This window comes from candidate division WOR-3 bacterium, assembly GCA_039801085.1.
Classification (GTDB): domain Bacteria; phylum Hydrothermota; class Tepidihabitantia; order Tepidihabitantales; family Tepidihabitantaceae; genus JAOABP01.
The window spans coordinates 1-21,460 of the sequence record JBDRTY010000004.1; the positions used below are offsets into that span (position 1 = coordinate 1).

General features: G+C 53.4%; 14 protein-coding genes. 1 reads left to right on the forward strand and 13 read right to left on the reverse strand.

Going from position 1 to position 21,460, the window contains the following annotated elements; translation table 11 throughout:
- The 5 genes from ABIK48_07480 to ABIK48_07500 form a co-directional block, all read right to left on the reverse strand.
- On the reverse strand, positions 1–2,792 hold a 2,792-nt coding region (locus tag ABIK48_07480; GenBank protein MEO0021994.1), incomplete at its 3' end, for a C25 family cysteine peptidase.
- 12 nt (positions 2,793–2,804) lie between these two features.
- Positions 2,805–4,226: an AmmeMemoRadiSam system protein B gene (gene amrB / locus ABIK48_07485; GenBank protein MEO0021995.1), complete on the reverse strand. Its 1,422-nt coding sequence runs from the start codon at positions 4,224–4,226 to the stop codon at positions 2,805–2,807.
- A gap of 70 nt (positions 4,227–4,296) precedes the next feature.
- Positions 4,297–5,250 carry an acyl-CoA dehydratase activase gene (locus ABIK48_07490; GenBank protein ID MEO0021996.1) on the reverse strand — a complete coding sequence of 318 codons (954 nt, stop codon included), beginning with the start codon at positions 5,248–5,250 and terminating at the stop codon, positions 4,297–4,299.
- A complete protein-coding gene (locus ABIK48_07495) occupies positions 5,225–6,289 on the reverse strand; it encodes an acyl-CoA dehydratase activase-related protein (protein MEO0021997.1) in 1,065 nt (354 codons plus the stop codon). Before ABIK48_07495 ends, ABIK48_07490 begins: the two co-directional genes overlap by 26 nt.
- A gap of 7 nt (positions 6,290–6,296) precedes the next feature.
- Positions 6,297–7,211, reverse strand: a complete 915-nt coding sequence (locus tag ABIK48_07500) for an acyl-CoA dehydratase activase-related protein (GenBank protein MEO0021998.1) — start codon at positions 7,209–7,211, stop codon at positions 6,297–6,299.
- Positions 7,212–7,677: 466 nt separating this feature from the next.
- On the opposite strand from ABIK48_07500, the gene ABIK48_07505 reads away from it, so the two are divergent.
- Positions 7,678–8,469: a hypothetical protein gene (locus ABIK48_07505; protein MEO0021999.1), complete on the forward strand. Its 792-nt coding sequence runs from the start codon at positions 7,678–7,680 to the stop codon at positions 8,467–8,469.
- Here ABIK48_07505 and priA read toward each other — a convergent pair.
- The 8 genes from priA to ABIK48_07545 form a co-directional block, all read right to left on the reverse strand.
- Positions 8,435–10,318, reverse strand: coding sequence for a primosomal protein N' (gene priA, locus ABIK48_07510; protein ID MEO0022000.1), 1,884 nt, complete (start codon positions 10,316–10,318; stop codon positions 8,435–8,437). The two genes, ABIK48_07505 and priA, sit on opposite strands and share 35 nt — an antisense overlap.
- A gap of 16 nt (positions 10,319–10,334) precedes the next feature.
- Entirely contained in the window at positions 10,335–13,718 is a 3,384-nt protein-coding gene (locus ABIK48_07515; protein ID MEO0022001.1) for a translocation/assembly module TamB domain-containing protein, read from the reverse strand.
- 24 nt (positions 13,719–13,742) lie between these two features.
- Complete coding sequence (locus tag ABIK48_07520) at positions 13,743–15,473, reverse strand: BamA/TamA family outer membrane protein (GenBank protein ID MEO0022002.1); 1,731 nt, start codon at positions 15,471–15,473, stop codon at positions 13,743–13,745.
- A 7-nt stretch (positions 15,474–15,480) separates the two neighbouring features.
- Entirely contained in the window at positions 15,481–18,234 is a 2,754-nt protein-coding gene (locus tag ABIK48_07525; protein MEO0022003.1) for a cation-translocating P-type ATPase, read from the reverse strand.
- Between the two features lie 48 nt (positions 18,235–18,282).
- Positions 18,283–19,197: an SPFH domain-containing protein gene (locus ABIK48_07530; GenBank protein MEO0022004.1), complete on the reverse strand. Its 915-nt coding sequence runs from the start codon at positions 19,195–19,197 to the stop codon at positions 18,283–18,285.
- Between the two features lie 3 nt (positions 19,198–19,200).
- Positions 19,201–19,635, reverse strand: coding sequence for an NfeD family protein (locus ABIK48_07535; GenBank protein MEO0022005.1), 435 nt, complete (start codon positions 19,633–19,635; stop codon positions 19,201–19,203).
- Between the two features lie 159 nt (positions 19,636–19,794).
- Positions 19,795–20,379 carry an RNA 2',3'-cyclic phosphodiesterase gene (gene thpR / locus ABIK48_07540; GenBank protein ID MEO0022006.1) on the reverse strand — a complete coding sequence of 195 codons (585 nt, stop codon included), beginning with the start codon at positions 20,377–20,379 and terminating at the stop codon, positions 19,795–19,797.
- A gap of 67 nt (positions 20,380–20,446) precedes the next feature.
- Positions 20,447–21,418, reverse strand: coding sequence for a glycosyltransferase (locus ABIK48_07545; protein MEO0022007.1), 972 nt, complete (start codon positions 21,416–21,418; stop codon positions 20,447–20,449).
- Between the last annotated feature and the right edge of the window lie 42 nt (positions 21,419–21,460).

Below are 21,460 nucleotides of genomic sequence, written 5' to 3' on the forward strand. Positions count from 1 at the left end.
GTGTCCACATCATCATATGCCCAGTAGCTGACCGCGGTGCCGCCGGTGTCCGGAATCGGATCGCAGGAGCGGATCTCGCCGACCATGATGGTGAAGGGAATCACCCGCGAATAACCGCCGAGCGCCGAGACATACAGGGTGCAGGAAACCCTGGTCTCCGGCGGAATCACCAGCGTCTGCACCCGGAACGGGTCCGCCAGGTTGCGCTGGCTGCTGTCGGGCAGGATCAGCCCGAAGCTGGCAAGTGAGTCCTCAACCAGCAGTCTCGGATCCCCGGACCGCAGCAGGGCGTTGACATTACTGGCTCTGCCCAGTCCGGCGTTACGCAGGGTGAGGATCAGCTCCACCCGCTCCTGCGGGTCCAGCCGGCCGTTGCGGTTGCCGCCGGCAGCGGTGTCGATCACGCTCAAGCCCGCATACTCCAGGCGCGGTGCGCCCACCCGCAGGTTGATGAATGAGCTCCAGACCGAATCATTCGCATCCTGGCAGACCAGCGTGAACCGGATGACATGGCCGTTGGTGCAGGCCGGGGCAACTGCAAAGTGAAAGCCGTCCGGACCGGTGAATGCCGAGTCGTGCGCCGGAACAGTGCCGAAATCCCTCACCGAGTCCAGGATCGTGATCAGGGGGTCGGCAATCCGGATTCTGCCCGAGACCGAGCTTGCCCCCACCTCGCCGTAGTTCTTTACCCAGGTCGGCAGGTTGATAATCTCACCCGGGTTGATGATGCCATCACCATTGCCGCCGGCAGAATCATCAACAAACGACCGCAGATACATCACATACGGACTGTTTGGTGCCCGGGCAAGGACTGTTCCTTCGTAAGGAACAAACCCCTGCCCCGTTACCACCAGCGAAAACTCGCCCGGTGTAGCAGCATTAATTGACAGGGTAACATTACCACCCGGGTCGGTATAGCCATAGACATAAAACTCGCCCGGTTTCCAGGCACAGACCAGTGCATCTTTGACCGGAGTGCCGTTTTTCATCACTGTGACCGGTAACTCATACTGCCCCAATGGCACTGCCGGCGGATAGACTACGTCCGCATTCACCAAAGGACCGGTCCAAACCGTTAATGCCGGGTCCCCCAGCCAGAGATACATCCGGGCATTGTCCGTGCCTCCCTGTGATGCATAAAACTTCTGAATATAGGCGTTGGCATTGCAGAGCATCCACCCTAAATCATAAACCGGGGTCGGATAGTTTCGGACACCGGGGATGACAATGGTGAAAGTATCGCCAAGGCAGCGGAAAAGTGTTGAATCCCAGCCATGATTGGGAATCGTATAGGATGCTTCAGTTGCACCCAGCGATGCGACCGCGCCACCTGGATATTTCCTCATCCACGCTTCTCCCAGACAGGTCCCGACCGAAAGCACATGATTCAGACAGCAACAGTTGATGACAACCGGAGTTCGATCACCATTATTCAGCGCATTAATATGACTGATTGTCCAGGATTGGGACGATGCATCCCATGAGGACCAGTCGGTTTCCGAGCCGTGTCCGCGATAATTGATCACCACCCGACCCTCATTGATATCAGCAGTGACCATCGCATTGGTTCCTCCCGCTCCCCCCATAATCGTATCAAAGTTATACCGGTAAAGTGGATAGGGAAAGTTGTAAATACCACGGGTGCAGGCGGAATACTTTTCCGGATACTGCTCACTGTGTGCTGCCAGTCCGGCTTTAGCGGTCCAGTCACCCGCAGGCGGACTTTTCTCAAACATCAGTGTCTTCCTAATCTGGTTATCAAGATCACCTATACTTGAAGGACTGAAGCGTCCGACACCAAGCTCAAAGTAGTCATCACCGCCGGACGGCGGCTGGAGGTCGGCGTACCACATATCGGAAAAGCCGACACCTGGATAGGCATAGCCGGGCACTTCGTTATATTCACCGACCAGCAGAACCCAGCGGAGGACAGGCGGTGTATTACGGTTGTATTCTGCCCGGATCGAATCCTTGATTTCGGTAGTGGTCCACGAGGATTTGGCAATCACCCGGGTTTCAATCCCCCGTTTCTGATGCCAGTTCACAAGCGAATCCAGCCAGCTGCCGGTGTAATTTGAATGCGCAATCACCAGATAACGCACACCCGGGCTGTCAATCCAGTCAACATCAAGGTTATACCGTCCCGGATTATCAATCAGGGTGCGCAGGATTGGCAATGTCCAGGGCTCAACCTGATGGCGCTGGAAGGTCCCGGAATGGTTAACTCTGATAACCAGTTTCCGGGCGACATAAAGTTCCCGGCGTGCCGGATTGTAACGGACCGGATTGATTTCCACCGTGGCAAACGGCAGTCCGCGCCAGCTGGTCTGCAGTTTCAACCGGGCAACCGTCTCGGGATAAACCAGATCCTGCTGGTAAAAATTGTAATCCACAGTCCAATCCGGTGTATCCAGATCGGTCAGCGGTTTCTGTGCCGGATACACCAGAACATTGTTCACCGTCTCAAACTCAGTGACAATTACCTGCAGGTCCGCGGTCGCCTGATCTGGAAGAGCGAGATTGCGGATGATAACCGGCAGCTGAGGCCTGCCCACCTCTCCTGTCTGTGCCGGCTCACCGGGAATCTGCACCACTGTCCAGCTCTGACCTGATATCAGCTCCCTGCTCATATCCAGTCCCGGAAGCCCGATTTCGATTATCGTCGCCTGATCACCACTGGCGCTTATTGCCACTTCAGCCGGTGCCGGCTTCTGACTTGTAATCGGCAGCCAGCTGCCGAACCCGGCACTCACTGATAAAAGCAGCGCTATCAAAATAATGTTGTTTATCACTCCGCCTCCTTTTTATTTCTGATACTGCTTCTCGCCGAAAACCTCTCCGGTAAACACATACAGCTCGGCATTTTTATCCTGATAGGCATCAGGAGGCAATCCTGCCTTGCGACAGGTCCATTCCAGAAACTGTTTTCTATCCCATCCCTGTTCCACCGGCACCTGCGGCAGCAGCAGTCCGGAATGAAAACCCTTTCTGATTACCAGCCCGTGCCTGCCTACGATCACCGCCGCGGGGTCGTAAATCCGTTGTAACGGCGAGAGCACTGTAATTTCAATATCAATATCCTTCAGCTCCTCTGGCTCGACTGGCGGAAACCGGGGATCCTCAGTCGCCGCACTGATCGCCATATCCCGGGTTGCCAGATAGAGCGGTTTGACCGGTTCCACATAACCGATACAGCCGCGAAGCTCACCCTGCTTGTGCAGAGTAACAAATACACCCCGCATCTCCTTTAATCGCTCGCTTACCGGTGTAAACGCCGGAATTCTGCCATACCGGACATACTCCTCAATTGTCCGGCGGGCAATCTCAAGCAGATTTTTTTTCTCTTCCCGGCTCAACGCTGTCTCTGCACCTGATTCCGCTGCTGAACCTCCCGCATCCTGAACAAAAGCAACCGCACTGTAACCGACACAATAACCACCACGCTCACCGAGCACATCGCTGGAATTGGTCCGATGGAGAAGAACCGCCCGGCTGGCACCAAGCTCCCGGGCGGCGATCATCAGTGTCACAATCGGAAATCCTCCGCAGGCTAACGGCTTCTGATCCTGATAGGATTGCACCAGCGCCGCATAGAAACTGCGGGGATCAAGCTTCAGCATCAGCTCCACAGTCAGCGAATCGGTTGCCTTTGCCTCAGTATAGGAATATCCGTGATAGAGGTCAGAAGAGGCAAGCAGCAACACATTTTTGCCCCTGACTGCCCGGGCAATACCCTTACCCGCCGCCTCGCACTGTTCATAGGTTGGAAAGAGCAGCATGATCGGCACAATCCTGAAATTTTTCAGCACTCGCTGGAGAAACGGCAGCTGGACTTCAAGCGAATGCTCCTGAGCATGAACCGCCGGCAGTTCAGCAAAATATTTATCCTCCCTGATAATTGATTTTGCCAGCCCCTCATCAACCTCAACAATACCCAGAGGCGTCTCCCATTTTCCACTTGCGTAGACAGCGGCACGGTCAAAATCGGCGCGATGGCTCGTGCCCAGCATCACCACCGTCACCGAATCCATGCCGGCAAGCAGCTTGTAGGCATGGGCAGCAGTCAGCCCAGAATAGTCTATCCCGGCATGGGGCACCTGAATCCCGATTACCTGGCCCCCAGGGGCTGGCGGATTTGCCTGCCCCAGCAGACGGTCAATCTTTCCTGCCAGCTGCTGAGGATCGGCCGGATAAAACTGTCCGGCAACTGCTGATTTACGCACCATCCTGTCCTCCTTCGGTGCTGCACATAGAACAGCAAGCAGCACCAGCCATATGGTTATCAAACGGTTCATTCTAATTTCCTGACCATTTACCGCACCGGTCACCGTAACGGTCTATCACTTCAGCAGCACGGAAGGTCTCTACCACCTCACACCGGTTCGGACAGCCATCACACTCAAACACGCGGGTTGCAAACTCAGTCTGGGCGACCTCGAATCCGGCAAAACGGCTCGCCTGGCCGCTGGTTGCCTCAGCTGCAAGGATTGCAGCACCAATTGCTCCCATCACCAGAAAATATTCCGGAACGGTAATTTCCTGCCCCAGCGCCCGCTCAAACGCCGCCCTGACCCCGACATTAGCTGCCACACCTCCCTGAAAGAGTATTCTGGGTCTGATCTCCTTCCCTTTGGCAACCGTATTAAGATAATTGCGTACAATCGCATCACACAGACCGGCAATGATATCATCGGTCGGCACACCCAGCTGTGCCTTGTGAATCATATCCGACTCGGCGAACACAGTGCACCGGCCCGCGATGCTCACCCGGTTTTGCGCCCGCAAAGCCCGGGTGCCGAACTCTTCAATTGGAATCTGAAGCCGGGCTGCCTGATGGTCGAGGAAACTGCCGGTGCCGGCAGCACAGACCGTATTCATCGCAAAATCTACCGGAATTCCGTCCCGGAGAATGATAATCTTGGAATCCTGTCCGCCAATCTCCAGCACCGTCTGGACATCCGGGTAATAAGTCCCGGCTGCCACCGCATGAGCGATGATCTCATTCTTGACGATATCCGCCTGAATCATCACCCCGGCGAGCCTTCGTGCCGAACCGGTAGTCCCCGCACCCAGAATCCGCAACCGGGAATCAACTTCACTGCCCAGCTCCTTCAGGAGCTGGCGGATGGAATTGATCGGGTTGCCCTGAGTACGGAGATACCGATAGGCAACCACCCGGTAGTCCCGGTCAATTACCACCCCTTTCGTGGAGATGGAGCCGACATCAATTCCCAGAAACCCTTCGTGCATACTTCCGTCTCCGCAGCAGTTCCACAAATGCCTCCAGCCTTGTTACCAGGCCGGTGGTTGATGTGTGCTCATCAAACGAAAGAAAAAGCAGCGGTACCCCGCTCTGCTCCGATATCCGCTGCAAAGCCTCAAGGGCGATATTCTCCGGCATGCAGGTAAACGGGAATACCTGCACAATTCCGTCCACCCCGCGCATCACAAACTGACGTGCCTCCCCCACGGTCCGGATCGCCTCACCGCCCGGACACTCGGCAAGATACGGCTTTGCCAGTCTTCTCGACCGGCGGTACCCGGCGTCAATATGCAGAAGATAAAGCAGATGGTTATAAAGACAGCGCTCAAAAACAACCTCGGCTCCAAGTCGTGCCAGTTCCTTCTCAATCTCCTGATTTGCCCGCTGATCAACGGTGTAAAATATCTCGCCTACCAGCCCGATCCGGATATCTGCCCTTTTACCATTAATGCCGAAAAGACGCACCATTTTCTGCCTTGCCCGCTTCATCTCAGAAATTGTCCGTGCCTGCTCAATCAGAGTCAGAGCCGGACCCTTTACCTGCTCCGCCCCTTCAAAATCAACCGCCCGCCTGCGATTGAGCAGACGCCGGAAATCCCGGGTTAGAGCACTCTTTACCAACAGGCGGCAGACCGCCCGCATCACCCGCAACGGTGAAACACCAAACAGCTCCGGTATCAGTTTGAATATGAACCCGGATGCCGAATACTGACTTACCGGCACCAGCCGGAAATCCTGCTTTATCTGCCGCAACGCCTGCTCCTGAAGAAAATGATAATAGCCGAACCGGCACTTGCGTGCACCAGCCGCCATCAGAAGGATATCAGCACCCCGCTCCAGCGCCTCGGCGAAGTTACCCAGAGTAATCTTGAACGGCATACACACCAGCTCCGGCGCCAGCTTCACACCGATTTCAACCGTTCTTTTGGAAGTCGGTGGCGGCAGCACCACCTCGGCACCGAGTTCCTCAATGAACCCCTTCAGCGCCAGGGTATCAAAGCCGAAGTGAGGAATCCCGACCTTCATCAGACCTTCAGCATCCTGCCGCCGACCCGAATCTGCTCCAACGCCCCCGGTGCAGCAGCTCGACGAACGCCTCTACCCGGGTCACCAGACCGGCAATCCCGGTATGCTCATCAATGACCAACAGGAGAAACGGCACCCCGTTACTTTGTGCCCGGCTGCGCATGAACTCAGCAACCAGGGAATCGGGACCGCAACCCATCGATACTACCATGCAGAACCCGTCAACCCGGCCCAGCAGGTATTCAAACGCATTATACAGCTCCCGCTCATAAACCCAGCGGATATTGTGGGCAAAACCGGACCGGTTCAGCAACACCCTTTCCGGCAGTGACTCTTTCGTTATGATTTCATAACCATTCTGCCGGAAGGTCCTGATAATTGCCCCGGCGATAAACTCATCATTCAGATTGTAAAAATGGCCGATCAGTCCTACGGTCCGCCTGCCGGCTGCCGGCAGGTTATCCTCATTTCGCTCCCGCTTCCCTCTTTCCGACCGGAGCGCCCGACGCCACCCCTGCCATACCCGAACCGGATTGGCACAGATTGCCAGCCCGGCAGTCAGATGCGCCCGGGTAAAGTTTCCCTTGATACTGGGAGCGATCAGACGCACCTTTTCACCCAGAATCATCCGGGCAACATCAACGATACCGATCATCTTCGGACAGGCATAAAGTCCGTCATAAAGCCAGTCCAGACGGGGAAAGAAAATTGCATCCGCATGCTCCTTCAGATAAAGGAGATGTCCGGCAACTATCTTGATCGGCAGACAAACCTCACCTGAAACACACTTCAGCCCCTGCTCCAGAATCACTTCATCGGTCTGGGGACTGAGCACCACCTCCACCCCCAGGTTACGCAGATAATTTTCCCACAGCGAGCCATAACGGTAATAAAGCAGTGCCCGCGGTATGCCGACTTTCATCAATTCATTTTAATCCGGTTGACCATCAAGTCAATAACCAGACCTGTCCACCCCGATACCGCCGCTCCTGCCCGCCACCCGCCCACAGAGACAGACCTGTACCCATTCACCGTCAAACCGGTTACCAATTTAGACCACCCGTACCCCGACCGGCATAAACCCAGTGTCGACCCCGGATGCCCCACCTGAACCCCACCGGCCACATACCTGACCGGCACCCATCATCAGAGCCCCTCATCTGTACCAGAGGCTGCCCGGGGCTAGCCCCCCCTAATGAAGACCAGCGGAATAACTACAGGAAAATCAATGAGTTATTAAAAAGCATCCGGAACAGAATCTGTGCAGAACTTTACACACATGACCCGCACTTTTCTCTGTTCACTGTCTTTACAGTAATAAGTTCGGTCTTAAACGATTTTTACCGGACAATTGACATCACGATTGGTAATTTTAAAATAATAACATCGTGAAACACCGTCAGAACAGAGAAAAGGGCTTTATGGTCCGCAATCCGTGGCTGTGGACCGGAATCGGCATTGTAGTAATAATAGTCCTGCTGTTTCTTGCCCGGACCCTTTCCCAGCCGCCACCGAACAAGACCGATACCGGCAGGATTGCGCTGAAAAAGCAGAACCTTGATGCCTATACCCTGATGGCGGGCACGATTCAGTTTGATACCGCCCTGCTTGCCCCACTGGCACCGGATTTTCGCCAGCAGTTGCAGCAGCTGCTGAGAATGATCTCTAATCGGGAACTGGCTGATGTCATTGCCCGGCTGAACCGGATGCGCCGTAATTCTGCCTATGAATCCGGATTAATCCGGTTATTACTCGGTGTGTGCTATTACGAACTGGGACAGCCTGAACCTGCGCTCAGCGCCTTCCGTTCCGGGGTGAAGCTACTGGATACACTGACAGCACCGGATGAATATCTCCAGCGGCTTATCGCCGGGCTGGGATTCAACTGCGGCTATCTGTTTCAATTTTATTCCTATCCGGAAAGCGCCCGGCACTACTACACCCTGAGCCACCGTGCGCTCAGTTCACTGGCAGAAGCGGACCGTCAGTTTGCTGGCAGTCTGCTGAACAATCTGGGTCTCGCCCTGGAAACCCTTGGTGACACTGTTAACGCACAACGGTCTTATCTTCAAGCACTGAATTACCTGGACACAACCGGCACGACGCCGGAAGCGCTGCGCCTGCAGAAAAATCTCCGCCGCAACTTCAGAGCATCTCCTGCGGGTCAACATCAATCCTGACCCGGATCCGGGGATGCTTCAGTTTTTCCCGGTCAATTACCTTTGCCGGCATCAGGTTGGTGGGCAGTTTTACAATCAACCGGAACTGCGGCTTACCCTGCCGCGGCTGCAACCGCTTTACCGGACCAAGCAGTTCGACCCCCGGCACGACACCCAACTCTGAAACTGTCTCATTCACCCAGTTTAAAACCGTCCTTTCCTCACCTGAAAATTCAACCGCCACCAGCCGTTTATATGGAGGAAAACCTGCTTCTGCCCGCAGTTTCAATTCCTGGTCTAAAAACCTGCTGACTTTTCCCTGCAGGGCAAATTCCAGCAGCGAATCTTCAGGCCGGGTTGTCTGGATAATCAACCGGGAAGGCTTCCGGGATAATAACGATACGAGCAAACTGAAAGCCCGTTCCCGGGAACGGAAGTCGGGAATTGTGAATTCGGTGTCAAAATTGAGAAAAACAACCAGTCCTGGCACCCGTAACCGGTCCGAACGCAGCACTGTGCGGGTGCCCACCAGTACCGGAGCAAATCCGGTCGCTCCGGCGTCTGCCGCGGCAAGCTGAAGATTTTGAACGCCGCCGGTTACGCTCTGACACTCTATACCCAGCCGTTTCAATTCTCGAACGACCATATCGACACCGGGCGCCCGGTAATTGAAATTCATTCCCTGACACACAGCACACCGCTCCGGCGCCTCATTCTCCTCACCGCACACCCGGCATCTGACTCTGCCCGCACCCGAGAGAACATAGGGACTCTGACATCGAGAACACTTCAGCACCGTGCCGCAATCGGCACACTCAACATAACGGCTTAACCCCCGGCGGTTAATATAACAGAGGGCAATCTGCTGCTGTTTTAGTGCGTTCCGGAGATCGCGGAGCGCACGGGGAGAAACGAGCTCCCGACGGTGCTGACGCATGTCAACCACAAATACATTTGTCCGGTCAATGCGGAAATTAACCCGGTCGAGCAGATGATATTTACCCCGGCGCAAATTCCACCAGGTTTCAACTGAAGGCGGAGATGCAAAAACCAGGACCGGACAGGAAGCAAAACGGGCACGGGCAACTGCCACATCCCGGGCATGATAACAGGGCACCCGTTCCTCCTTGAATGAGTTAGCGTTCTCATTGATCAGTATCACCCCTGACAGTCTCCGGACCGGCACCCAGACCGCAGAACGCATACCAACCACCACATTGTTATTGCTGACAATTGCCTGCCAGGCCGCCCTCTGCTGTTTTTTCCCCATCTGATGGTGGTATTCAATTACCCGCTCCCCCCAGACACGCTGAAGCTGGGAAAGAAACTCCACCCGGTCCGCTTCCGGCATCAGTATAATGACTGAACCGTTACTGAACGCGCGCCGGATAAAGTCAAAAAGCAGTTTCTCAAATTCTGACCGCTGAGCAGTGACCCAGACTCCGAAATTGCCGGCCGTGAACGCCTGCTCCAGTTCTGGTGGCAGAGTGTTAGAACCGTTTTCTGCTGCGCCGATCTCAGAATTGACCGTTTCCACCTTCCCGGAAACAATCTGGGGCAGAATCAGTTCCAGCACCTCACCCAGATGGCACACATAGTAATCTGCAGTCCAGCGCAGCAGTTGCAGAAGATCCGGTGTGATAAACTGACGTACGACAATATCGATTACGGGCTGAATTTCCTTCGCTGAAATCGCTGCGTCTGCGCGGACACGGAGAACCGCGCCGGTTACTGTTTTCCTGCGAAGCGGAACCTGAACGATGTCCCCGGGATGAAGTTCACCCAGCTCCTCCGGAGCAAAACGATAGGTAAGCTCGTCAAGTGGTGTCCGGGGAACAACCACATCGGCAAACATCCACCTTTCAGCCATGGACCGGAAGGGAACCTCAAAAGCGCAGTTTAAACCGGTACCGGAGTGAATAACGACCGTCCATTGAACGTTCCGCTACCAGTTCATTCCGCCGGTTAAGATAATACTCAATCCGGAATGCCGGTTGAAAGTCATCGACAAAACTCTGGGTATATGACACATAAAGATTGCGAGTTACATACTTGCCCACAGTCACCCGTGCCGCTTCACTGCCCCCGATTCCGGTTTCCAGTTCCAGATAGTCGAGGCTGATATAATCCCGGACCCGTTTTGAAACCTGAGTCTGAAAATAACCCAGCACCCGCTCAGCCAGCAGGCGGGAAAGCAGTTCCTTCTGCTCCATTGCCGAGAGCTCATCCATGGTCACATTAAGACTGAGATAGGTGATAATCTGCGTCTCATCCCACACCGGCGGTTCAGCAGAAAAGGCAAAAACCGGTTCCTGAAGACTGCCGGTAACCTTGAGCTTCAACCTTTCCGGTCCGTTGGTGTGCCGGACCGACACCGGCAATTCAGCGGTAAGGTCAAGCTGCGGATTAAAGCTGCTGACATTATCAAAAAGGAGTCTGCCTTCACTAAGCCGGAGTGTATGATCAAGGTAATAAATTCTCCCCTGCCGGCTGACCATCTCGCCTGAATAAAGCACATCCTCTCCGACCTTGCGCACAGTCAGGTCCACGCCCAGCTCTATGTCCGCCTGAGGATTGCGGAGCCAGAGCCCCCGTTCCCCGCGTACCCGGATGTCATAATTGATATCACCCCCACCATTTCCGCCCGCTCCCGGCTGCCCCCCAAAGCCGATTGTCGCCAGCGCATCATCAATCCTTGCTTCACCACTGACCAAAGCCAGCTCTCCCTCCCGCCAAAAGACGGTAATATCGCCGCTGCCAATCGCATAGACTGCGGGAATCGGAACCGCCGACACACCGGTGAAATGAGTCTGATACCGCAGTGACTCAACCTGAAGGGCGGGATTCAGCTGAACAAAACCTTCGGCGGTCACCACCCCGCGCGTGGTTACACCGCTCAGCTTTTCGAGCACGATCCGGTCCTTCTGAAAACTCAGCTCGGCCTGAATCCGCTCCGCCTTGGCAGCAACTGAGGGAACAATCAAAATCCCGTCATTTACCCGGGCTCTTCCTGATAGATTCAGGATTCCCGGTTCCCAGTCTGCCTTAACCTGCGCATAGATTGCCCCTTCGGGAATTTCCACATAGGGTCTGGTCACTTTCAGAATCCAGATTCCCGGATCTGCAAGGCTGGCAGTCAGACTTGCATGCCGGATACTTAGCGCAGGATGACGTTCATATTGGACCACTCCCTTAACCTCACTTGTATCAGTATTATGCACAAACTTAATATAATCAATATCAACATTGTTTCTGGAAATGGTAAGCCGGCTTTTTAGAATGTTGAACTCAATTTCTGCAGCCGGTAACTTCAGCCCATTCACATCAAGCTCAACAGTAAGTGAATCGCTGCCGGCAACACGGATATCCGCGCTGCCGCTCACATCCAGCTTCAAGCCCGCAAGTGTCGCCAGGTTCTGAAGATTCAGCTGATGTCCGGTCAGATGAAGGGTCGAAATTGAACCGGCGGTCAGTTTCAGTTCGAATTCAGTCTTACCACCGGCAATTGATAACTTTACATCATTAACCGCCAGTGTATCTCGGTGGAGAGCAACCTTGCAGGAATCAATCATTGAAACGGTATCCCCTCTGATAATCAGATTCATGTCTCTGATAACTGCAGACAATCCACTGCTCTCCAGACTGACATCCCCCAGCATCCTCAGCTGGACCGAATCCTCTTCAAACTGGAGATCGAATTCCGGGCCGGTCCAGACGAACTGCGCCCAGTTCCACTCCCGTCCTGCCAGTTTTACCCCTTCGCCACCGACTGCTAATCGACCGGCAACCTGTTCACCGAGCCTGAACCCGACTCCCCCACGGCCGCTCAGATCTGCCTGAATCAGACCGGTGGTCACCTCAAATCCGTCGGCACCAAAGCCGGCAACCCGCACCAGACCGGAAAAATTCCAGCTGTCGCCGGCAATTGCCATTTTCAATCTGCCGTCTGCCCTGCCGCTCAAGCCGACTTTCAGAAGTTTGCCCGCGATCTTGAGATCAAAACCGGACATCTCACATTGAGCAAGCAGCATCCCCTTTTTGGCTCTGCCGATAAAATTGAACCTGCCTGCCGGTCCGTCAATGAACAGCTCCCTTAACTCTACCGCCTGATGCTCATAATTGATCACCGCCGCCAGCGTTTCGATCCCGAGTTCAGAAGCACTCCCTTTCAATCTGATTACCAGCGAATCACCTCCCTGCGCTGCCTCCGGTATCTTCAGCATTTGACCGAGTGAATTCAATCTGCCATAAGCATCAAGCCGGGCGCTCAACCCAAACTCTGGTAGATTTTGCATGAAACGGCTTACGGGCACACTCTCCATCGTAATTGCCGCCCGGAATAAAAAGTTGCTCAGGTTAAACCTGCCGTTGACCACCACTGCCCCCAGTTCCGGACTGCCTCCACTGATTTCCAATTCCAGCAGTGAATCAACCAGCGTGCAGGCACCGGTAAGCCGGGGCAGCTTCAGCTCATCTTTTTCCAGATCCGCAACCCAGCCATTTACCTCCACCCGCCTCCCCACCCCGGTTTTATGAACCCTTCCGCTTAATTGAGCCCGTCCGGGAATTTTCAAGATTTCCTGAAGACTGACCCCCAGTTCTACCCGGTCTATCGTAATCGCACCGGTAGTCAGATTCACATATCCGTCCGCGCTGAACCGAGAATGGGCTGTCAGAATCTCCAGATTCCTGACTGTCAGTGAATCGTTGTCCAGCGTGATCAGGGCTCCAGTCCGGGCAACTGAAATTTTTTCCTTTTCCAGCTGGAAATGAATCGAATCCAACTTCATTTCCAGCCGTGTGCCGTTAGCGTCCAGTCCCAGAACGAGACCGGCTGAGTCGATACGCAGCTGCCTGTTATACCATACCCGGCAATTGTGAATCTGCAGACGATGCACAGCAATATCCGGGAAGTGTATTGGCTTGAATTGTGATGGCCCGCCACCAGTGCTGACTGCTGTAATCCGGACATCCGGATTGATTATGTTCACCTCCTTAAGAACAATACGGCGCTGGAGCAGTGAGCGTAGATCATACCTTACTTTCACCAGCTCAAAGGAGTAGGTATCAGCTCCAACCATTACTTTCAAATCTCTGATCCCGGGAGAAGAAAATATATCCCCCTCAATACTTCTGTAAACCACCAAGCCACTGATTGACCTGCTCAACCCGGCTACCGTTCGGCGTATGACCAGTCGTGCCAGCTGCTGACGCAGAATAAAACCTGTAATCAGCACTGCTACTACTGCGCCAAGAAAATAAATGACCATCCTCCCGAGAATCCTCATAGCCGGTTAGAATGTATGCAGAATCCCGATGTAGAACCTGCCCCGATCTCCTGCCGGTGTCCGAATCAGCCGTTTGCCCCAGTCAAACCGGACAGGCCCGATTGGCGTTTTAATTCTGATACCGCCCCCGGCACCAACCTCCAGTCCTCTTAACCGCAGGTCATTTTGGTCAGCAACCTGCCCGCAGTCCAGAAAGCCGACAACACCAACCCAGCGAAGGATGTAAGGTGTGCGCAGCTCAAAATTGCCATTGATGACTACCGGGCCATAACGCCCCCCCGCAGCGGTATCCGGTCCCAGCGCCCGTTCCGGGTACCCACGCAGACTACTGCTGCCACCAAGTGAAAACTCCTCATAATAGGGCACGCGGAAAAGCCGGCCATAGGGCATAACTCTGCCCCCGGCAAATCGCAGGGCAATTACAAACTGATTCACGCTCTGATACCACCGGCTGTCCAGCCGTATCCGGATGAAATCATTATCTCCCCGGAACGGACCGCCTGCAACCTCAAACAGCGGCTGGAGATAAATACCTCGATGCGGTTCCAGAAAATCGTTCCGCGTATCGTAAATCAGATTCAGTGCCAGCGAATTGGTAACACCCCGGACGGTATCAGCTACAAACCTCAACCGGTTAAACATTCCCAGATGCAGTGGGGGCAGTAAATCCCTTCCCATCCCGGTTTCAATTCCATAATCCCGGAGTCTTGAGGAATCCAGTTGTTCATAATAGAAAAAGGGATGAGTCTGAAAATCAACCCGCTGAAAAAACAGGTAGGGTATGCGATAGTTCCCGTCCGCATTGATCCGATGACTTCCGGCAAAATCAGGGCTGTAACTGATTCCGGCTGATAGACGCTGGCCACGGTTTAAAAAGTTGTTGTGTTCCCAGTCAAAGGAAAAGAGCAGCCGGTTGGGCGGGGTCTCAAAACCGAACCCCAGACCAACCCCCTGCTGTTCCTGTTCCACCACATCAAAACGGATGTTAACACTTTCTTCAGGTGGCTGGTGGAAATCGATCATACCCGTCGAAGTATCCGGCCGGTAAATATAGTACAATGCGCGGGTGAAAAGCCGGGTGGCGTAGAGCCGGCGCTTTGCCAACTCCAGCCGCGACCGGGAAAACTTTTCGCCCGGTTTGATCTCCAGCGCCTGCAGAATCGTCTGTGTCCTGACCCGCTGATTTCCGCGAACAAACACTGACCGGACATAGCACAATGGTCCCTCAACTATTTCATATCGCACCGTGATCAGAGTATCATGATGGTCCAGACTCTCATCAACCTGAACGAACGGATAGCCCTGATTAAGATAAAACTCACGCAGCGACTGGATGCCACCGGCAATTTTATCGGCGGTAAAGAATTCGTACTCGCTGAATGGAATTACCTTTCTCAACCTTTCAGCGGAAAAGCTTAGATTCCCATTAATCACAATTGCACTAATCCGGCTCCTGGGACCTTCATTAATCCTGAATGTTATCACCCTTTGAGCGTTAGTGCCGGAAATCATTTTCTCAACACGTACATTCATAAACCCCTGTGACCGGTAAAACCACTCCAGGCTCCGACTGTCCTGATCAAGCAGTGCTTCCGATACCGGCATACCTTTCCGGACCTGAACAATTGTCAGCAGGACCCGTGCGCCAAAAGCCCGGTTCCCCTCAAAGCGGATCGATCCCGCCTCCATTCCGGTAACCACCCCAAGAATAACCGGCAATGCAATAGCCGAAATCATATTGAATTTACTGCCGTTTTTTCATCCGTTGAGAAAAACGGCGAATCAGTTTTTCCAGCTCCACCGCCCAGAACACCGTGGTACTGACTGCAAGTGCCAGAATCAGCTCTCCCGCGGACAGTGCCCTGGTTGTGAACACCCGCTGGGCAAACGGAATGTAGAGTAATGCCAGTTGCAGCAACAGGGTAAGGATAAATGTTCCCAGCAATGTGCGGTTGCTCATCAGGCCGAGACTGAAGAGTGAATCCCGCTGGGACCGCAGTGCAAAAGACTGAAAGAGCTGACTCATCGTCAGAACCGTAAATATCACTGTCCGCCAGCTTTCACTGTCATTTCGCCACATAACCCAGCCGGCAAAAAGCGAAATCAGCCCGAGCAGCACACCGGACCAGAGAATATTAAATGCCAGCCCGTGGGCAAAGATACTTTCCTGCAGCGGGCGCGGTGGCCGGTGCATGACATCGCGTTCCGGACCCTCAATTCCCAGTGCCAGTCCGGGAAGACCGTCAGTGACAAGATTAACCCAGAGAATATGCAATGGCGTCAGCGGCAGTGGCATACCCAGGAGCGGTGCCAGAAGCATCACGATAATTTCACCGGTATTGGAGGCAAAAGTATAACGGATGAATTTGCGGATGTTATCATAAATTGTCCTGCCTTCCTGGACTGCGGCGACAATAGTAGCAAAGTTGTCATCAAGAAGCACCATATCGGCCGCCTCTTTTGCCACATCAGTACCTGTAATGCCCATCGCCACTCCGATATCCGCTTTTTTTAACGCCGGGGCATCGTTAACACCATCCCCAGTCATCGCCACGACCTGATTGAGACTTTGCAGTGCCAGCACGATATTCAGTTTGTGCTCTGGTGCAACCCGGGCAAAAATACTGGTCCGGGCAACGAGCGGTCTGAGTTCCTCAGGTGATTTCTCTGCCAGATCGTTTCCCGTCAGGCAGTCAGAATCTGCATCCGCGCCTCCAATGCCGATATCATTGGCGATATACCTGGCGGTCAACGGATGATCACCAGTTATCATTACCGGACGGATACCGGCCTGCCGGCATAACCTGACTGCGTCCCTCACTTCTGGCCGCGCAGGATCAATCATTCCGATCATGCCGATAAAACACAAACCCTGTTCAATCCCCTCCCTACATCCCGCCTCCTCACCTGGTTTCAACGGACGGAAGGCAACACCAAGTACCCTCATTCCCTTTTCACTCAGCCGGTTCTGGGCATCAGTGATCCGCTGTCGCCACTGCTGGTCTAGGGGCCTGAACTTCAAATCCGATAAAACCGAACTGGAAACATCAAGCAGCAGATCAACCGCACCTTTAGTAAAAATCAACCCTGCCTGTTCCGGAACCAGCTGCCGGATGGTCTCCAGGAGTAACCGCTCATTGCCGTCAACCTGAAACTCAGGTGTCATCAGCCGGTGGAGAGTGCTCATTCTCTTCCTTTCCGACGAAAAGGGGACTTCACCAATTCTGGGCAGAACTTGCTGAAGAGAACGCTGATGAATGCCCAGTCTGATCCCGGCCAGGAGTAACGCCGTCTCGGTTGGGTCCCCTAGCAGTCGGACATTATCCCCCTGTATTTCCAGCACCGCATCATTACACAACACCGCACCGGCACTGAGCAGCAGTAATGCCTTTCCTGCAGAATCATGCTTTATGGCTACTCTGCCTTCCTGTTCAATTGGCAGATTAAGCTGATCACCGGCAACATCCAGAATTGTTACTGTCATTTTATTCTGAGTCAGCGTTCCAGTTTTATCCGAACAGATAACTGTTACCGAGCCCAGCGTCTCAACCGCATTCAGTCGTCGAATCAGAGCATTGCGATTGAGCATTCTTCTCGCCCCCAGTGTCAATGCAATCGTTACTACTGCCGGTAACCCTTCCGGCACCGCAGCCACTGCCATGCTGACCGCTATGAGAAACATCGTCCGCCACTCACCGCCGCGCAGCACACCAAGCACGAAAATTATCCCAACAATAATCAGCACCGCCACTGCCAGTTCCCTGCTTAGGCGTTCGAGGCGTTTTTGGAGGGGTGTCGGTTCCCTTTTAACCGTCTGCAGAACAGCCGCAATTTTCCCCAGTTCTGTATTCATGCCCGTTTCGGTCACGACCATCAGACCTTTGCCGGCGACGACTGCGGTACCCATGTAGACCATATTCCGGCGTTCCGCGATAGGTGTTTCACCGGCCATCTCAAATGTACAGCTGGGGTTCTTATCAACCGGCTCTGATTCACCGGTCAGTGCCGCTTCGGAAACCCTCAGATTAACCGCTTCAATCAGTCGCCCGTCAGCCGGAATATGCCCCCCTGCCTCCAGCAATACAATGTCACCGGGAACCAGCTCCCGGGAATAAATTTCCTCCACATGACCGCCCCGCCGTACCCGCACTTTTGGCACTGCCAGTTGCTTTAATGCCTGCAGTGTCCTCTCTGCCCGGTACTCCTGGATAAAGCCAAGCACAGCATTAAGCAGGACAATTGCCGCAATCGCACCTGCATCGATAAATTCCTTGAGAAAAACTGAAACTACACACGCCCCCAGCAGCATCAGTATCAGCACCGAAGTGAACTGCGACAGAAATATGGCAGCCGGACTTCTCCCACCTTGTTCCCGAATCTCGTTCCTGCCAAACCGGGTGAGCCGCTGGTGCACCTCAGCCGGATCCAGTCCCCGATCACGATCTACCTTTAACTCTCTCAGCACCTGATTGATCGAAGTCCGGTGCCAGCTTTTCATGCCGATAAAATCAGGATTAATTTCTGAATATCAACTTATGGGGCTGATTTATTTACCACCCGACTCTTCGGTCTTCTCCTTCAGAATTTCAGCAATCATCGCCAGAGCACTCAGCACGCCGCTTGCCTCATATGGGACAAACATCTTTGTTGCCTTGCCTTCTGCCATTTTTGCCAGCGCCTCAAGGTATTTTATAGTGATCAGCTCCCGGGTGGGATTCCCGCGGTGGATTGCACTGTACACGCGTTCAATTGCCTGAGCTTCACCTTCTGCCACCGTCGTCAGTTTGTAACGCTCGGCATTTGCCACCCGTTCGATCGCCGCTGCCTGCCCCTCGGCTTCGAGTATCTTCGCCTGTTTCTCCCCCTCCGCCTTAAGGATCGCTGCCTGCCGCACACCCTCAGCCTCCAGGACCAGTGCCCGACGGTCCCGCTCCGCCTTCATCTGGCGGTGCATTGCCTCAGTGACATCTGCCGGCGGTTCAATCCGCTGAAGTTCAACCCGCGTTACCTTCGCACCCCATTTGTCGGTTGCCTCATCCAGCACATCCCGGAGTTTGGCGTTAATCCGCTCCCGCGAAGTAAGTGACTCATCAAGTGTGAGATCACCAATAACATTCCGCAGATTGGTCTGCGCCAGTTTGATTGTCGCCAGTCGGAAATTGGCAACATTGTAAAGCACTTTCACCGGATCGGTGACCTCGTAATAAACGATCGCATCTACGGTAACAGTTGCATTATCCTTGGTAATCACTTCCTGCGGAGGCACATCAACCACCTGCTCCCGCATATCCACCTTGATCAGGCGCTCCAGGAATGGAATTATGAAGTTTAAGCCCGGCTGAACCAGCCGCTGATACTTGCCCAGCCGCTCCACTGCACCCCGCTGATAGGGCCGGACAATCTTCAACCCAAGTAATGCCCAGATGAACAGAAATATGGCTGCCACAATGACAAAACCCATCTTTTACTCCTTGGTTATTGGTTCAACAATCAGCCGGGTCCCCTCCACCTTTCGAACCCGGACTCGGCTGCCGGCAGCAATCTTCACTTCCGATTCTGCCAGCCACTCTTCACCGCTGAGCTTAACCCTGCCGTACTCCGGCGGCACAATTTCCTGAACTACCAGCCCCTCCGCTGCCTGATACCTGAGCGCACCTACCGGCTCCGGTTCCGGACGGGTAATCTTTCTGCCAATCCACTGAGCAAGAAAAACACCCAGCCCGGAAAAAAACAAAAAGGCGGCATAATGAACATAAGGATTGTGAATGAAAAGCGCAATTATGCCCGTAAGCAGAGCACCGACTCCGAACCAGATTATCACCAGACCGGGAACAAACATTTCCAGCACCGCCAGCACCAGCGCGAGAATAATCCACACTCCCGGTTTTATCACCGGCATAATATCCTCCTTGAACTGTTTACTCTGGGTAATATTGCGGCTGGAATTAGAAAAGTCAAGCCGGAAGTCAAAACCAAACGCCGGCTAATGCATCTGAGATTTGTTATTTATGGTTATGGAATACCGTTATTTCCCCGCTCCTGCCGAATCAGATTAAGATTACTCCTTACCGGAAAAACCATCGTCAACCGACAGCCGCAACCGGATCAGCGGAGTATAAACCGGGCCAGCAGCACGAAGTTCGCTCTGATAAACAATCACCTCTGAAACCAGCCATTCTGAACTGATGAAGGATTTACCGCTAATAAACTGAGCATTAACTGGCTCCCGTAACCGCCCCAAAGTAAGATGGGGACTAAATGGTCTTTTTTCAGGTACAAACCCGATTTGCTGCAGTGCCTGAACTACTCTTTTCTGGAGTACAGTCACTCGGTCCGCGCCCGCTCCTACTCCTGCCCAGATCACCCGCGCCCGGTTCATACTCGGGAAAACCCCCAGACCGGCCAGTCGACAGATAAACTCAGGAAAATCGGATATTGATTGTCTCAGAGCGGATTCTGCGTTTCCAATGAACTCGGGGGTTACATCACCAAGAAAAGCTAATGTGATATGCATCTGCTCCGGCTTCACCCATTTCACAGGGAATTCTGTTTCTACTTTCAGATTTTTCAAGAGCTGAGCGAGCTCACCTTTCACCGTTGCTGAAGTATCAACCGCAACAAAACTCCGAATTTTTTCAGTCATGGAGATAAAATGCCCGGATAGCAATAGAAGTCAATCGCGATATTTATCACAGCTTGAAAGAGCACCACTACGGCGAATGCCGATTCTTTTTATCCGGAGATTTATACCGGATCAATCTGAAAAACTTCCAGGCCGGACTGGGTAAGAGTGTGTGAATTACCCAAAGCAGAATCTGTTTGCGGGTGCAGGGAAAGTTTTTGCCGGCTCGGATCTGATTTCGGGATGAATTGACACCTGCCCGGAAGCCGGTCATGACTGAATTTAACCGCAACGGATTCTTAAATATATGGCGCACAACCCAGAACTTCGAAAGAAGCCAGTTATAGGGGGATGGGAAATATTTATTAAAAACGAGAACGCCGTTCCGGACATAATAGGTTGTAATCCGGGGTGGAGAAAACTGACGTCGGCGCCGGCGGTGCAGAGTGATAAAATCGGGTTTGTAGACGATTGTGGAACCGGAGAGCAAAAACTGAAGTGTAAGGTCCGCCTCCTCAAATCCCCAGAAAAAATCCTCCGGATAACCGCTGATTTGCCTGAGGGCTGAACCCCTGAAGACGGTCCCACTACCATGAATAAAATGCCCCCGGAATCCATGATTCGCATCTCCGGCCCATGCAAATACTTCCCAGTCTTGGGTCTCACAGGACTGATCATAGAAATTGACCACCCGCGTGCACAGGACATCGATTTTATTTCCTGAAGTTTCAAGAAATTCAACAATATTTTTAATCGTCGTTGAATCTGCCGGCTGAGAATCGTCATCATATTGAAAAACATATTTCCCCCGCGCATTCTTGAGAAACAGGTTACGGGCACCGATCCCGATGTTATCTTCGGTACGGTACACGATTACTTCACTACAGCCTCTAAACTCCTTCTCCAGCATTTCTTGCGTATCATCAGAAGAATGATTGTCGACCACAATTATTTCCTTGTTCGGATAACAGTCCGTCAGCAGACATTTGAGCGTGGTCCTTAGTTCCCGGGACCGGTTATAAGTCAATATACCGATGGAAATTAATGGCAATTCTGACACAGTGTCCTCAGCTAAGGACTTTCCTATGCATTAAATCTGCGC